The organism is Terriglobales bacterium (genome assembly GCA_035567895.1).
Taxonomy (GTDB): domain Bacteria; phylum Acidobacteriota; class Terriglobia; order Terriglobales; family Acidobacteriaceae; genus Gp1-AA112.
Genome location: DATMPC010000013.1, coordinates 157,974 through 173,157 on the forward strand (window position 1 = coordinate 157,974; position 15,184 = coordinate 173,157).

The following is a 15,184-nucleotide window of genomic DNA, read 5'->3' on the forward strand; positions in this document are numbered from 1 at the left end:
GTATGAGTACAACGGCAGTTGCGAGCACCACTAACGGGAATGCGCATGCTTCGGTGAAGTTGCCCATCTATATGGACAATCACGCCACCACGGCGGTTGATCCGCGCGTAGTGCAGGCGATGCTTCCCTACTACACCGAGCATTTCGGCAACGCGGCAAGCCGCAATCATCAATTCGGATGGGAGGCGGAGCAGGCGGTCGAGACAGCGCGCGAGCAGATCGCAAAGCTGGTGGGCGCCACCGCGAAGGAGATCATCTTTACCTCTGGCGCGACCGAGAGCGACAACCTTGCGATCAAGGGCGTAGCGGAGATGTATCGCGAAAAGGGAAACCACATCATCACCGCCGCCACTGAACACAAAGCCGTGCTCGATACCTGTAAGCGCCTGGAGAAGAACGGATATCGCGTGACCTATCTTCCGGTAGGCGCCGATGGACTGATCAACCTCGAAGACCTGAAGCGTGCGATCGACGACAAGACGATTCTCGTGACCATCATGTACGCCAATAACGAAATCGGCGTACTTCAACCGATCGCGGAGATCGGGAAGCTCTGCCACGAGAAGGGCGTGCTGTTCCATACCGACGCTGTACAGGCCATCGGTAAAGTTCCGGTGAACGTGGTTAAGGACAACATCGACTTGATGTCGATTACTGCACACAAGCTCTATGGCCCGAAGGGAGTTGGCGCACTGTATGTCCGGCGCAAGAATCCGCGCGTACAGATTACCGCCCAGATCGATGGCGGCGGACACGAGCGCGGGATGCGTTCGGGAACATTGAACGTGCCGAACATCGTTGGCTTGGGCAAGGCCTGCGAACTGGCGATGAACGAGATGGCTGAAGAGTCGAAGCGTCTCGCGTACCTGCGCGACCGACTGAAGAAGAAACTCGAAGACAATCTCGACGAGATTCACATCAACGGTTCCATGGAGCATCGTCTGCCGGGCAACCTGAACATGAGCTTCGTATATGTGGAAGGCGAGTCGCTGCTGATGGGCATTAACGACATCGCGGTCTCCAGCGGATCTGCCTGTACCTCGGCGACCCTGGAACCATCTTATGTATTGAAGGCGTTAGGGCTGGGTGACGACGTCGCCCATAGCTCGATCCGCTTCGGCATCGGCCGCTTCAACACCGAAGCTGAGGTCGATTACGTAGCGGAGAAGCTGATCGACACGGTCAAAAAGCTGCGCGAACTTTCACCGTTGTACGAGATGGTGAAAGAAGGCATCGATTTGAAGAAGATCCAGTGGGCTACGGAAGGACACTAAGAAGAATTGAGTGATTTTGCGATTTTCAATCGCCAAATCACGAAATCGCAAAATGTAGTAGCTAGAGTTTTTTGGAGAAATAACAAATGGCATACAGCGACAAGGTAATCGACCACTACAACAACCCCCGCAACGTCGGCACGCTCGATAAGAGCAGCAACGATGTTGGCACCGGTCTCGTGGGAGCTCCGGAATGCGGCGACGTGATGCGCCTGCAGATCAAGGTCAATCCTGACACGCAGGTCATCGAAGAGGCCAAGTTCAAGACCTTCGGCTGCGGCTCGGCCATTGCTTCTTCATCGCTCGCGACCGAGTGGATCAAGGGCAAGAAAGTCGAAGACGCTCTCGCGATCAAGAACACCGACATCGTGAAGGAGCTCGCTCTGCCCCCGGTAAAGATTCACTGTTCCGTGCTGGCAGAAGACGCGATCCGCGCCGCGATCGGCGACTGGAAGAAGAAGCATGCGTCCGCGGCCGAGGCAGTTGCGGTGGAAGCGAAAGCGTAAAAGCGGAATTGCGTTTCAAGTTCGAGTTTCAAGTTTCGGCAAAAGCCAGTCCCTAGCGATACGGCTGCGGAATGGGCTTCGCCGAAACCCGAAACTTGAAACTCGAAACGCTTTTAGGAACTAATGGCTACGACGATAGACAGTCCGGTACTCACGTCTGACAATGCTGCCGCCGGCAGCAAGGGCGTGCAGATCACGCAGCGCGCGCTCGCTAAGATCCGCGCGGCGATGACCAAGGAGAACGTGTCGCCGACAGAGGGTGGACTGCGTCTGGGAGTTTCGGGCGGCGGGTGCTCTGGCCTGAGCTATCAGATTCGTTTTGATAGCAAGCCGCGCGAGCGCGACCGCGTGTACGAGTTTGAGGGTGTCCGGGTCTTTGTCGATCCCAAGTCGTTTATCTATCTTGCGGGGATGGTCCTGGATTGGGAAGAGTCGCTGATGAAGCAGGGCTTCAACTTCATCAATCCCAATTCGTCAAAGTCGTGCGGCTGCGGTTCATCGTTCTCTGCGTGACCTCTTTTTCACCACGGAGGCACGGAGACACGGAGGAGAGCTAAGAGCGTTGCAATTGCTCTTTTGGCTATCCTGCAGAAGAGGTACTGATCAGTTCACGATCTACCCTCTCATCCTTGGCTGTTCTCCGTGACTCTGAGTCTCCGTGGTGAATCGGTTTTTAGCTATGCACCCAGTTGTTCCTAGTCCGGAGACGCTCTCAGCACAGACCTGTTGGTCGTGTGTGCGTGAGATTGAGAAGGCGGCGCACTTCTGTCCGCATTGCAGCAAGCTGCAGCCGCCAGCCGATTCCGACTACTTCAGCTTCTTCGGCTTGCAACGTCGTTTGAACATCGACCTGAGCGCGCTGGAGAAGGAGTTTTACAAGCTGAGTCGCCGTATGCATCCAGATGTGTACGCGCGTTCCACGTCGGCAGAGCAGCAGTGGAGTACGCAGAAGAGTTCGCTGCTGAACGATGCGTATCGCACCTTGCGCGATCCGATTGCGCGCACCGAGTATCTGTTGGAACTCGAAGGTGTGAAGCTGGAAGAGCAGTCGCGAGCCGCAACCGATGAGGCTCGCAAGCAGGGCAAAGAGAAGCAGCAGGTAGTGCCGCCCGATCTGCTGGAAGAAGTCTTCGAGCTAAACATGCAGCTCGAAGAGATGCGCATGGGGAAGAAGACGGGCGAGCGCGATGAGCAGGTCGCGAAAGATTTGGAGGCAGCAAAGGTGCGCTTTGAAGGCATGTTGTCTTCCTCGAACGACGATTTGCGGAAGCTATGGAACGAGTGGGATCAGGTGATCGCCAGCGGAGCCGATGCGGAAGATCCGAATCGGGTAGCGGTTCGCGACAAGATGGTTGCGTTACTGAATCGGCGGTCGTATGTGAGGAATTTGGTACGGGATGTGAACGAGGCGCTGGGGGATTGAGCTAGCCGGAGCTGCGAGGTGGTAGCGAGTTCCCTAGATTTCACTGTCATCCCTCGCGCCGTTTGTGCGCGGGGGATCTGCTTTCGCCGATGAACCAAGAAACAGCAGATCCCCGACTCCGCTCAGAAGTCACGTGCCACAAGATGCGACGCTGCGAAGCAGGGATGACAGTTCAAGTTTGTTGATGGCTATTGATACAAAATGCCAGAAGAACGCATTGTCGGAATTGATTTAGGTACCACCAACTCCCTGGTCGCATACATGGAAGGCGAGAGTCCCGTCATCATTCCCGGAGAAGACGGGTCGAACCTCGTGCCGTCTGTTGTTGCACTGACGCAGGACGCGCGCGGCGATCATATCGTTGTAGGCAATCGCGCGCGCACACATCTGATCGAAACGCCCGACCGCGCCATCTACTCGGTGAAGCGACTAATGGGACGGGGCGCCGAGGACGTGCAGCAAGAACTGAAGCTATTTCCTTTCCGCCTGGACCACACCCAGTCCGGCGAGGCTCTCCGGATTAGGCTGGGCGATCGCACATTTACCGCGCCCGAAATCTCCGCGTACATCCTGCTGCAACTCAAGGCCAACGCCGAACGCTATTTTGGCGCACCGGTGACGAAGGCGGTCATCACTGTTCCGGCATATTTCAACGATGCGCAGCGGCAAGCCACAAAAGACGCTGGACGTATCGCCGGACTCGAGGTCCTACGTCTGGTAAACGAGCCTACCGCTGCGGCGCTGGCCTATGGCCTCGACAAAGGCAAAGATGGCATCATTGCCGTCTACGATCTCGGCGGCGGTACCTTCGATATTTCCATACTGAAACTGCACGAAGGCATCTTCGAGGTAATCGCCACGAACGGCGACACGCACCTCGGTGGCGATGACATCGACAATTTGCTCATCACAATTGCCCTCGACGATATCGCTGGAGACCTGAAGCTCGATTTGCGACGCAACGGCGAAGCCGTGCAGGCGATACGCAAGTCAGTGATTGATGCCAAGATTGCTCTTTCCTCGCAAGGGAGCGCGAAGCTCGATGTCGATCTGCCTGGAGGCAAACGCTATCAGCGCGAGATCACCCGCGAACAATTCGAGCAACTGATTGAGCCGGTCATCCAGAAGACGGTTGCTCCGACTAAGCAGGCGCTCGCAGATGCGAAGATCAAGCCAGAGCAGATCGACGAGGTTGTTCTCGTTGGTGGCTCAACGCGCATTCCTCGCGTGCGCGCCTTGGTTAAGGAACTGTTTCGCCGCGAGCCTCACGTTGAGCTGAATCCCGACGAAGTAGTCGCGCTGGGTGCCGCTGTCCAAGCTCACATACTCGCGGGTGGCTCGAAAGCAACTGAAGACATGCTGCTGCTCGACGTCACACCGCTCTCGCTTGGCATCGAAGCCATGGGCGGAGTTGTGGCAAAGATCATCCATCGCAATTCAACTATCCCGGCGTCTGCGACCGAGCATTTCACGACGGCTGTTGAAGGACAGACCAACGTCGCCATTCACGTTCTGCAAGGGGAGCGAGAACTAGCGAGTGATTGCCGCTCGTTGGCGCGTTTCGACCTCAAAGGCATCCCACCAATGCCAGCGGGACTGCCGCGCATTGAAGTGAAGTTTCTGATCGACGCCAATGGGATTCTGCACGTGAGCGCGCGCGAGCAGCGTAGCGGCAAGGAAGCTCAGATCGAGGTAAAGCCGACCTATGGCCTGACCGACAGCCAGGTTGAAGACATGATCATTGCCTCCTTCGACCACGCTCAGGAGGACTTCCGCAAACGTCAAGTCATAGAAGCACGCGTAGAAGCGGACAACATTCTGCTTGCGCTCGAGAAAGGTCGCCGCGATCCCGCTTGGCAGCAACTCACTGGCGACGATAAGCGCAGAGTCGATGCACTCGAGCGCGAGTTGAAGGAAGCCAAGGCTGGCGAGGATTACAAGACGATCCGTGCTGCCATTGACGCACTGAATGAGGGCACGATGGATCTTGCCGAACTCATGATGGACTCGGCCGTATCCGAAGCGATCAAGGGCAAAACGATGAGCAGCGCAGATTCGGATCTAGGCGCCGGTCCGACTGCGCCGCATCCGATCGCGCCGGCTGAGTTCGAGCACAAGAGATAAGAGGGAAAACGAGATTTATGTCCGACGAAAAGAACAAAACTAGCGGCCAGGGAGTCGCCACGATGGAAGAACCCGGTCCCAACACGGTTCGCGTGACCTTCATGCCGGCGAATAAGACCTTCGAGTTCGAGAAGGGGCAATTGCCCTATGCCGACCACGGCAAGCCCGAGTCGCTCCTGGACGTGGCCATGAACAACAACTTCTTCCTCGATCATGCCTGCGGAGGAAACTGTGCCTGCACTACGTGCCACGTGGTCGTGCAAAAGGGCGAAGAGTTGCTCTCCGAAATGGATGACGATGAAGCCGACCGGCTCGACATGGCCGCGGGACTCACGCTGCATTCGCGCCTCGGCTGTCAAGCAGTAATCGACAAGCCAGGGGAGATCGTCGTCGAAATCCCGGAATGGAACAGGAACTACGTGTCAGAAGGGCACGCGCCGAAAGACTAAAAACGGAAAGGCGTTTCAAGTTTCAGGTTTCGGCAAAGCCCCGTTCAAACCGAATGGCTGATGAGAGACTGGTACGGTCGCGCTTGGCCGAAACTCGAAACTTGAAACTCGAAAACGCTCTGAGGTTTTATGCCTGCTGATCTCGGTTGGGAAGATGCTGAAGATATCGGCATTCTGCTTGCAGAAAAGTTTCCGGATACTGATCCGCTGACGGTGCGCTTTACCGATCTGCACCGCTTTGTCACTGGACTGCCTACGTTCAACGACGATCCGTCTGCGTCCAACGAAGGCAAACTCGAGGCTATTCAAATGGCTTGGTACGAGGAATGGAAGGACGCGCAGTAGTTTTGAGCCGTTGTCATTCCGAGTCCGACAGGACGAGGAATCCCTACAGAACCCAAGAATTCGAGTGAGACGAGACACGTAGTCTCAGACTACGAGAGTCTCTGTTCGCAAATTTACCATTTCGTATCGGTAGAGATTCCTCGCCGCAACCCCAGCGGCTTCGGAATGACAAACCAAGAAGCAAGAAAAACTTACTTCAGCACCTTCACCTGCGCCCCGGGCGGCTGCGCAAGCACGAACTGATCATCGGTGAGCGGCTTGTTCACCTCGATCTTCTCGATCGTGATGTGGATCGAGTATTCCTCTTTCGGACGATTGATCGTGATCTGTGAGGGGAAGTTCACTCCCTGGAAGTCAGCAAAGTTATCATAGACGGCTTCAGTAGCCACCGCACCGGTCCGGTCATAAATCATCTGCCGGTGAGGCTTTAGGTCGATCCGCGAGAAGGTGATCTTTCGCTCCAAACGCCAAGTATCTCCTTCGTGCACGATCACGTTCACGATGTAGTCTGGCAGTTCCCAGCTCTTCTTCTTATTGCTCGAATCTTGCACTACATCCGTGCCCTGCTCCAACACTGCAATCTCGTTGGGACCGATCTCGTGCAGCAGGAGGGAATCGAAGAAAACGTGAGGCCGCAGATTCTCAAGGGTATTAGTGGAGGGTTGGGGCGAGTCTTCAGCTGGGCCTTCGATGAACTTATTTAGCGGTGGGATCGAGAGCTTAAAGGTTTTGCCGTCGCTCACCATGTCAAAGGCACGGCTGCGCACGATAGGCAGCAAACCGATTACGTGCAGCATGTCTGGATCTTTTTCCAGAATGTAGCCCTTGATCTGCTGAATGTCGGTAACTTTACCCTTCTTCGAGCCGCCGAGAGAAGTTGCGATCTCGACGGTAGCGCTAATGGAGTGGATCTTTCGCGCTTCAGAGTTGATGCGCTCGATCAATTGCGGCAGGTCGGCAACCAGCAGATTGGAGGTATTGACTTGCCGCTTATCGAGAGTTCGGGTGCGGACCAGGCAACCGGAGATCGAGAGTACCAGTACTGCGATTCCCAGGGAGCGTGCCGCGAATCGTATCTGCATGAAAGAACAGAAATGTTATTTAATCCCCAGTATATAAGACGTGTTGAACGCACGTGGGATTCTGGCGCGTGGTCGAGAGGAATAAAAAAACAAACCCAAAAGCTCACGCGGATTCACGCGGATTTCTTGAGGGATGTCTGGAGTGACGTGTGCAGCAGGAAGCGTTACTGGTGCGCACATCCTCAATCGCGCCGACTTCTCGACGAATTGAATCCTGGAGGAACAAAGTAGTCAACCCTCATTCCCAAAAAATCTGCGTTCATCCGCAAAATCCGCGTGAGTTTTTGGTTTTGGTTTTGCTCTTACTGCTGAGCTCTAGCCGCCTTCGCCCACGGCGTGCCGGTAAGCGGCGACGTTCTTGTTATGCTCCTCGAGCGTCTTGGCGAAGCGGTGGTGGCCCTGATTGTCGCTTACAAAGTACAGGTAATCAGTCTTGGCAGGATGCATCGCGGCGATCAGGGACTCCTTCCCCGGGTTGGAGATGGGTCCCGGAGGAAGTCCAGGATTGCGATAGGTGTTGTATGGCGACGTATAGTGCAGGTCAGAGGCGTAGATGGTTCCGCGGTAACGGTTCGCGAGAAGTGCAGCGTAGATGACAGTGGGGTCGGTATCCAGCGCTACATGCTGTTCCAGCCGATTGTAAAAAACTCCTGCCACTAGCGGGCGCTCGTCAGGCACGGCAGTTTCCTTCTCCACGATCGAGGCCATGGTCACGATCCGATGGACGTCACCAGTCAGTCCAATCGCGTTGGCTTCCTGACGGAAGCGCTTAACCATCGCTGCGACCACGTCGGGTGCCTTCTGCTTGCGGGAGAACCGGTATGTGTCCGGGTAGAGATAGCCTTCGAGCGTCGGCACTTGGGTATCGATATCGCGCACCAGAGCGAGTTGTGATCGGACTTGCTCCAGGAAGTGTTGTTGTGAGTCAATTCCGAGTTTCTCCACCGCCGTCGCGATGTCGAAGATGTTGTAGCCTTCGGGAACCACCAGCACGCGGGCGTAAGTGTCTCCACGCGCTATGTGACGATAGACCTCCGTGAGCCTCTCGGGATGGTCGAACTCATACTCACCCGCCTTCAGCGATCCATGCCGAAACAAGTGCAGTAACAGAAAGGCCGAACGGCTGCGGATGATTCCTGCATGCTTTAGCTCAGACGCGATGTGGCGCGCCGAGGAGCCCGCCTTGAACTCGACGAATGTCTGCTGCGTTGGTCCAGCGGGAACCACCAGGCAGAAGCCGATCCAGCCTGCAAAAGCAAGCAACAGCAAAAGGCCGATCGCGAACAACTTGCGCATTCCGAAATTTTAGATTCATTTCGCCTCAAATAGGTCAGCAGCTCGAAAACGAAAGATACAGAGCTGATGAGGAACTTCTGGGTGTGGGTACCCTTCGGGCGCGAGGGATGACAGTTCTTTACAAGTTGGTGTTCCTAATGGTTCCCTCTCGACAGCGACGCAATCCGATCTTCATTCCCGAACAACTCCGTTTACACGCCCTCCAATCAGCAGTACACTCTCAACGCCTCTACTAAATCGATTTATGAAGAAACATCAAATTGCCGTAGGCGTTCTTCTAATCGTGTCATCAGTCATTCTCCGCGCGGACGATAACATCCCCCACGCTGCCTGGCGCATTCCTATCGGGCAGCCTCCGGCGAATCCCGGCGGACACAAGCCCGAAGTCAGCAACATCGACGACGGCTACTGGCAGGGCGCTCCCGTCGGGGGATTCGGAGCGGGAACATTTTCGCGCTCCTATCGCGGGCACTACGAGCGGTGGCACGTGAAAGCCGGTGTGCACAAGTATGAGGATGTACCGGCGAATCAGTTTGCCGTGTTTGCACAGCCTGAAGGCGGAGAGGCCGTCGCTCAGGTGCTCGCCACAGGGAAGCCACAGAATGGACAACTCTCGACTTGGAACTGGAGCTATCCCGTAGGGTCGGGGGAGTACGCCGCGCTCTATCCGAAGTCCTGGTTCGCCTATCAGTCGCCGCAACTGCCGATCAAGCTGACGGTTGAGCAGTTCTCGCCGGTGCTTCCCGACAACTACAAGGAAACCAGCTATCCGGTAGCAATCTATAACTGGTATGCGCAGAATCCAACCAGCAAGCCGGTTACGGTATCGATCCTCTTTTCCTGGGCGAATATGGTGGGCTGGTTTCGCGATTCCACGCGCGGCTTCGCCGGCGGCTTGAATAACCAGAACACGAATACTTACCGGGCCGAGCAGATCCAAAATGGGAACATGCAGGGGATTGTCTTCGATCGTCTGCGCAGCGGAGCGGTGCAGGAAGAATGGGATGGGCAGTTCGCGATCGCAGCTCTCGCGAGCCCCGGTGTCGAAGTCACTTATATGACCAATTGGATGTCCTATGGATCCGGTCAGGACGTGTGGAAGCCGTTCTCGATCGACGGACGTCTCCCAAATTCGGCTCCAAAGCTTGCCAGTGCAGGAGAGCCTATGGCAGCCGCCATTGCTGTGCGCTTCACGCTGCGACCAAACGAGAAGAAGCTTGTACCAATGGCGCTCTCGTGGGACCTGCCTATTGCGGAGTTCGGCGGCGGACGCAAATGGCTGCGCCACTACACAAGGTTCTTTGGTGCGTCGGGAACCAACGCCTGGAAGATTGCACGCGCAGCGCTGGAGAACGCTCAGGATTGGAGCCGGCAGATCGACGCCTGGCAAAAGCCTGTCATCGATGACGACTCTAAGCCGCTCTGGTACCGGGGCGAATTGTTTAACGAACTCTACATCCTCGCCGACGGTGGCACACTATGGGGACATGAACTCGAAGGTGTCGGTAATCCTAAGCATCGCTCGGCGCAGATGGCCGACAGTTTCAGTTACCTCGAATGCTTCGATTACCAGTACTACGGCACATCAGACGTGCGCTTCTATGGCTCTTTCCCGCTGGTGAAATTCTGGCCCGAGATTGAGAAGCAGGAGATACGCCAGTACACAGACACGATCGCGGAGAGCAATCCGCAGGAGTACATCTGGGCATGGAAGCGCGATCACCAGCACATACTCGAACTTATGCAGCGTAAGACCGCCGGCTCTGCGCCGCATGATCTTGGTTCGCCTACGGAAGATCCATTCGTCAACGTCAATCAATACAACTACCAGGACGTCTCGAACTGGCGCGATCTGAACAGCAAGTACGTCCTGATGGTGTGGCGTGACTACGTATTCAGTGGCTCTAAGGACACTGATTTTGTGCGCTATACGTGGAACGCCGTGAAAATGGCGATGGAGCACCTGCGCCAGTACGACAAGGACGGCGATGGGCTCATCGAGAACGGCGGTTTCCCGGATCAGACTTACGACAACTGGGTTGCGCGCGGCGAGAGCTCATACAGCGGCAGCTTGTACCTGGCTGCATTGCGGGCCACGGCAGAGATTGCGCGCAAACTCGGCGACAGCGCGGCCGCCAAGAAGTATGACGATCTGTTCAAGCGTGCCCAGTCTGCGTTCGTTAAGAACCTCTGGAACGGCACCTATTTCAACTACGACGTAGGCAGCGATTACAAGACGGACATCATGGCCGAGCAGCTCGCGGGCCAGTGGTATGCAAACCTAACCGGCCTGGGAGAAATTGTGCCGGCAGAGATGCGCCGCTCCGCGCTGCAACATGTCTTTGATTTCAATGTGATGAAGTTCCAAAATGGAACCATGGGAGCAGTAAACGGCATTGCCGCCAATGGCGACATCCTGCATGAGAACGAGCAGGTGGAAGAGGTCTGGACCGGCACGACCTTCGGCGTTGCGTCGCACATGCTGTCCGAGGGAATGCGTGATCAGGCCTTTAAGACTGCGGAAGGTGTGTACAACGTCGTCTGGAAAGATCGTGGATACTTCTTCCGTACGCCAGAGGCCTACGACTCCCGTGGTCTCTACCGCGCCAGTATGTACATGCGGCCAGGCTCAATCTGGTCGATGGAGATGACGGGGAACGAGCACTCGGCAGTCAGCGCTCGGCTTTCACCCAAGTAGAACCCTATTCACCACGGAGACACGGAGACACGGAGGAAGGCGGAACTAACCACAAAGGGCACGAAGTATCACAAAGGAGAGGAGGGAAGAAAGGCTCTTACTTTGTGATCCTTTGTGTCCTTTGTGGTTTCATCCCGGCCGTTCTCCGTGCCTCCGTGTCTCCGTGGTGAATAGGCCTCCCCCAGGCAGCACGGCAGCTGTGGTGAACATCTCATGAATGCGCAGGAACTCTGCTCGCGCTGAGTTTATTCTTCCAGGGCCTCAGGTAATGCCGGAATCAGCAGTTGGTCAGTTAATTCTCTTCATCCTCGTCATTCTTGCCTCTGCGCACCTCTTTGGCAGCCTGTTTACGAGGTTGCGACAGCCGCGAGTGATCGGAGAGATCCTCGGCGGCCTGCTTGCCGGACCATCCCTGCTCAACATCTCTGCTGGTTCGGAAGCTGCGCTCACCAAGCCTGCGCTCGATGTCCTCTATTGGATCGGCCTGCTGATGCTGATGTTTCTCTCCGGCGCGGAGACGCAGGGACTGTTTCGCCGCGAGGAGCGCAAGCCGATTGCCTGGATTGGCATCGTCGGGACTGCTCTCCCATTCCTGATTGCTCTTCTGTTGAGCACACGTCTGGACCTTAGTGCCTTAATGGGAACAGCGCAGAATCGAATTGCCCTGGTACTAGTGATTGGTATTGGCACGGCGGTCACTTCTATTCCGGTGATCTCGCGGATCTTTCATGACCTGCACATCCTGCACACGCGTTTCGCCAAGCTGATTCTTGGCGTCGCGGTCATGGAAGATGTAGTGCTGTGGGCCGTACTGGCCGTAGCCACAGCTCTGGCGGAGTCGAAGGCGCTGCCGACAAGCGTGATCGCGCAGCGAGTCTCTCTCACGCTCATCTACTTTGTCGCAGGTCTGGCGCTGTTTCCGCGATTAGCACGACGCTTGCACGAAGCGCGGTGGAATGTCTTCATTCGCCACTCGACCACGGCCTATCTGATTCTGCTGTTGTTTGCGTATGTTGCGCTGGCCGCAGCAATGAACGTAAGCCTTGTGCTGGCGGCGTTTCTCGCAGGATTTGCCATTCCGCGGGAGTCGCTGCGCATGACCCAGTCGCTGAATGAAGTGAAAGGTGTGGCTTTTGGATGCTTTGTTCCGCTGTATTTCGCTCTGGTCGGATACAAACTCGATCTGGGGAAGAGCTTCAACCTGACGATGGTGGCTGCATTCCTTGGCGTCGCCTGCCTCATCAAGCTGGTTTCAGTACTCGCAGGAGCCAAGCTCGCAGGATTCTCGATTCCAAGCTGTGTGAACCTTGCGGTTGCAACGAATGCCCGCGGTGGTCCGGGGATCGTGCTGGCCAGCGTCGCCTACGCGGCGGGAATCATCAATGCTCAGTTTTATACAACTCTGATCCTGCTGGCGGTGATCACCTCACAAGCCGCGGGTGCGTGGCTTGAGCATGTACTGCGTAAAGGGAAACCGCTGTTGACAGAGGAACCCGAGGATCGAGCCAGAGAAAAATCGGGTGATCGGGTGATCGGGTCATCGGGTGAAGTGGAAACCCTGGCTGCTTAAGGGTTCCTTTCTTGCACTGTCATTCTGAGGCCCGCTGTTGGCCGAAGAATCCCCCCGCTTTCTCGGACTAGATTGCGGCCGGTGCGGCTTTCTCACGAAGAACACGGTTTTCGCCGAAGAGCCCGGGAAGCAGCAACAAAGCCCGACCTATTCCGGGAGATCCTTCGGCCAACAGCGGGCCTCAGGATGACAGTTTCTTAGATTTGTCGCGGTAATGAGCGACTAACACTCTGCTGAAATGAAAACGCCGGGAGGATCCCGGCGCGCCGTTTATTTGTCTCGAAGCCAAGGTTGATCCGGTGTTACTTCACCCGATCACCCGATGGCCCGATCACCCGATTCTTCTCACTTGTTCTTCCAAACCGGCTTTCTCTTCTCCAGCACGGCGCGCAGTCCTTCCTGGACGTCTTGCAGGTTCATCAGCTCATTCAGGTAGATGTTCTGCGACTTCTTCATGGCTTCGTCGAGAGGCAGGCCAATCGAGCTTCCGATTACCTTCTTTGTGACTTCGAGTACAGGCGCGCTGAACTCACTGATCTTGGCAAGCACTTCATCCACGGTCTTTTCCAAGTCCTTTTCGGGAACGACCTTGTTCACGAAGCCCAGCCTTAATGCATCTTCGGCTCCCAAAGCCTCGCCCGTAAGAATCAGTTCGTAGGTCTTCTTAGGCCCAATCAACTGTGGCAGCATGACGGCTGCGAACGGCGGGAAGACTCCAAGCTTCACTTCAGGCTGCGCGAACTTCGCTTGCGGAGTGGCGATCACCATGTCGCCGAAGGCCACCAGCTCCGATCCTGCCCCAATGGCCGGGCCGTTCACGACCATAATCAGTGGCTTCGAGATCTCGCGGATCGCCGCAAAGACGCGATTGAAGGCCTCCAGGGTCTGAAAGACGCGGTCCGGACGCGAATCCTCCAGCGAAATGCCGGCCGAAAAGGTCTTCTGCGCCGAACTCACCAGGATCGCCTTAATGTCTCCGCGCCCATTCAGGCCCTCGATGCTCTGCGCCAGCTCCGTCATCATCGGAACGGTGAGGACGTTGTAGGGAGCGTGGTTCAGGGTGATGCGGGCAATGTTATTTGCGATTTCGAACTGGACATACTTGAGCTGCTCGGTCAGGACGGTGGGGGTAGCCATGGGAACCTCGGGGTCAAAAGGCGATTATGGCATAGGGTAACAACCAAGGAGAGTACCAATGGGGTGTGTCCCAAGGCTCCTGCCTCGAATTGACACATTCCAAAGGGTGACTGAGAATAGCTGCACAGGCGCTACCCGGCGCTAGTTCCGCTCGCCGATACGCTGTCAAGGATCCCCCTTATGGCAAATATCCTCTGCGTGGATGACGAGCCCCACGTTGTAACCCTCAAACGCGCCATTTTGGAATCCGCCGGCCATTCTGTAACCGCGTGCACTTCAGCGCGCGACGCCATAGAAAAACTGCGGCACAATTCCTATGACGCGGTTGTGACCGACTGGCGCCTTGGCGATGCCAACGGCCGCGCCGTCGTGCAGGCCGCGAAAGACCACTCCAGCATGCCTGTAGTCGTGGTGTCGGGCTACGTAGCCGAGGCCTTTCAGGCCGCCGAGCCACTCGCTGATCTGTATCTGGAAAAGCCGGTAAATCCGGAGGAACTCGTCACCATCGTGAACGAGCTGCTTAAGAGCCAGGAACGTGACGAGGAGAACCAAAAGCGGCGTAGGCCTTCGTAAAAAGTCCGACGGAAACGCTTTGGGATACCGAGAAACTCAGCGCATTAGGGAAGTGCATCGGCTTTAGCCGCTGAGGTAAAACTCGCTTACAACGGCTGGAAGTTAGGCTAACTAGAAATTCTTCAGTACCCCGACCAAACCGCAGCGGCTAAAGCCAGAATGATGTCGTCACTGATTGACGGCACGGCTGAAGCCGATGCCCTTCCCTATACCATTCCTGGATTACTCATTACGCAGCGCCGGTTCTGCGTCGTCCTATGCGCCCACAGCCAGCACTTTGTCCACTCGCGTAACCGCGAGCACCGTTTTCACTCGCTCTGAAACACCAACGAGTTGAATGCCGCCGCCGATTTTCTGGCGCGAGACGTGCATGTTGACTAGCGATCCGATGCCTGAGGAGTCCACGTAAGGAACGTGGGTGAGATCGACAACGATGTTGGGCGCCGTCTGCGCGCGCCACAGTCTCTGAAAGTCAAAAAGGTTATCCAGCACCAGCGGACCAGCCAGCCGCAGAACGATCTCACCAACGCGAGCGCCGTCGACCACTTCGATGGTAAGTGGACCACTATGCATAATAAGTCCTCCGGGGATTGCGCGATTATACAGAAGGCATCTGTCCCAAGCCGCAAGGTAGAGACGCAGCATGCTGCGTCTCTACGACGCTACGTCTGCATCAAAAGAAAACGCCGGACTTTGAGTCCGGCGTT

14 protein-coding genes are annotated in these 15,184 nt (G+C 56.1%); 10 read left to right on the plus strand and 4 right to left on the minus strand.

Going from position 1 to position 15,184, the window contains the following annotated elements:
* The first annotated feature begins 2 nt into the window (after positions 1 to 2).
* The 7 genes from VNX88_04535 to iscX all read left to right on the plus strand — a co-directional run bounded on the left by VNX88_04535 (position 3) and on the right by iscX (position 6,121).
* Positions 3 to 1,274: an IscS subfamily cysteine desulfurase gene (locus VNX88_04535; GenBank protein HWY67908.1), complete on the plus strand. Its 1,272-nt coding sequence runs from the start codon at positions 3 to 5 to the stop codon at positions 1,272 to 1,274.
* 86 nt (positions 1,275 to 1,360) lie between these two features.
* Complete coding sequence (gene iscU, locus VNX88_04540; GenBank protein HWY67909.1) at positions 1,361 to 1,780, plus strand: Fe-S cluster assembly scaffold IscU; 420 nt, start codon at positions 1,361 to 1,363, stop codon at positions 1,778 to 1,780.
* A gap of 123 nt (positions 1,781 to 1,903) precedes the next feature.
* Entirely contained in the window at positions 1,904 to 2,293 is a 390-nt protein-coding gene (locus VNX88_04545; protein ID HWY67910.1) for an iron-sulfur cluster assembly accessory protein, read from the plus strand.
* A 166-nt stretch (positions 2,294 to 2,459) separates the two neighbouring features.
* The gene (gene hscB, locus VNX88_04550) at positions 2,460 to 3,203 is read left to right on the plus strand and encodes a Fe-S protein assembly co-chaperone HscB (GenBank protein HWY67911.1); all 744 of its coding nucleotides are present in this window, start codon (positions 2,460 to 2,462) and stop codon (positions 3,201 to 3,203) included.
* Positions 3,204 to 3,404: 201 nt separating this feature from the next.
* Positions 3,405 to 5,327: a Fe-S protein assembly chaperone HscA gene (gene hscA, locus VNX88_04555; GenBank protein HWY67912.1), complete on the plus strand. Its 1,923-nt coding sequence runs from the start codon at positions 3,405 to 3,407 to the stop codon at positions 5,325 to 5,327.
* 17 nt (positions 5,328 to 5,344) lie between these two features.
* Positions 5,345 to 5,776, plus strand: coding sequence for a 2Fe-2S iron-sulfur cluster-binding protein (locus tag VNX88_04560; GenBank protein ID HWY67913.1), 432 nt, complete (start codon positions 5,345 to 5,347; stop codon positions 5,774 to 5,776).
* 129 nt (positions 5,777 to 5,905) lie between these two features.
* Positions 5,906 to 6,121 carry a Fe-S cluster assembly protein IscX gene (gene iscX / locus VNX88_04565; GenBank protein ID HWY67914.1) on the plus strand — a complete coding sequence of 72 codons (216 nt, stop codon included), beginning with the start codon at positions 5,906 to 5,908 and terminating at the stop codon, positions 6,119 to 6,121.
* 191 nt (positions 6,122 to 6,312) lie between these two features.
* Here iscX and VNX88_04570 read toward each other — a convergent pair whose 3' ends face one another.
* Both VNX88_04570 and mltG read right to left on the minus strand, forming a co-directional pair.
* On the minus strand, positions 6,313 to 7,203 hold the full coding sequence (locus VNX88_04570; protein HWY67915.1) for a DUF4292 domain-containing protein: 891 nt from the start codon (positions 7,201 to 7,203) through the stop codon (positions 6,313 to 6,315).
* Positions 7,204 to 7,518: 315 nt separating this feature from the next.
* A complete protein-coding gene (mltG, locus tag VNX88_04575) occupies positions 7,519 to 8,499 on the minus strand; it encodes an endolytic transglycosylase MltG (GenBank protein ID HWY67916.1) in 981 nt (326 codons plus the stop codon).
* Between the two features lie 244 nt (positions 8,500 to 8,743).
* Here mltG and VNX88_04580 point away from each other — a divergent pair, with 244 nt between their 5' ends.
* Both VNX88_04580 and VNX88_04585 read left to right on the plus strand, forming a co-directional pair.
* The gene (locus VNX88_04580) at positions 8,744 to 11,197 is read left to right on the plus strand and encodes a non-lysosomal glucosylceramidase (protein ID HWY67917.1); all 2,454 of its coding nucleotides are present in this window, start codon (positions 8,744 to 8,746) and stop codon (positions 11,195 to 11,197) included.
* Between the two features lie 217 nt (positions 11,198 to 11,414).
* Positions 11,415 to 12,767, plus strand: a complete 1,353-nt coding sequence (locus tag VNX88_04585; protein HWY67918.1) for a cation:proton antiporter — start codon at positions 11,415 to 11,417, stop codon at positions 12,765 to 12,767.
* Between the two features lie 345 nt (positions 12,768 to 13,112).
* On the opposite strand, the gene VNX88_04590 is transcribed toward VNX88_04585, so the two are convergent.
* Complete coding sequence (locus VNX88_04590) at positions 13,113 to 13,904, minus strand: enoyl-CoA hydratase/isomerase family protein (protein ID HWY67919.1); 792 nt, start codon at positions 13,902 to 13,904, stop codon at positions 13,113 to 13,115.
* Positions 13,905 to 14,084: 180 nt separating this feature from the next.
* Here VNX88_04590 and VNX88_04595 point away from each other — a divergent pair, with 180 nt between their 5' ends.
* Positions 14,085 to 14,477 carry a response regulator gene (locus tag VNX88_04595; protein HWY67920.1) on the plus strand — a complete coding sequence of 131 codons (393 nt, stop codon included), beginning with the start codon at positions 14,085 to 14,087 and terminating at the stop codon, positions 14,475 to 14,477.
* A gap of 255 nt (positions 14,478 to 14,732) precedes the next feature.
* On the opposite strand, the gene VNX88_04600 is transcribed toward VNX88_04595, so the two are convergent.
* Positions 14,733 to 15,050, minus strand: a complete 318-nt coding sequence (locus tag VNX88_04600; protein HWY67921.1) for an STAS domain-containing protein — start codon at positions 15,048 to 15,050, stop codon at positions 14,733 to 14,735.
* Positions 15,051 to 15,184: the final 134 nt, after the last annotated feature.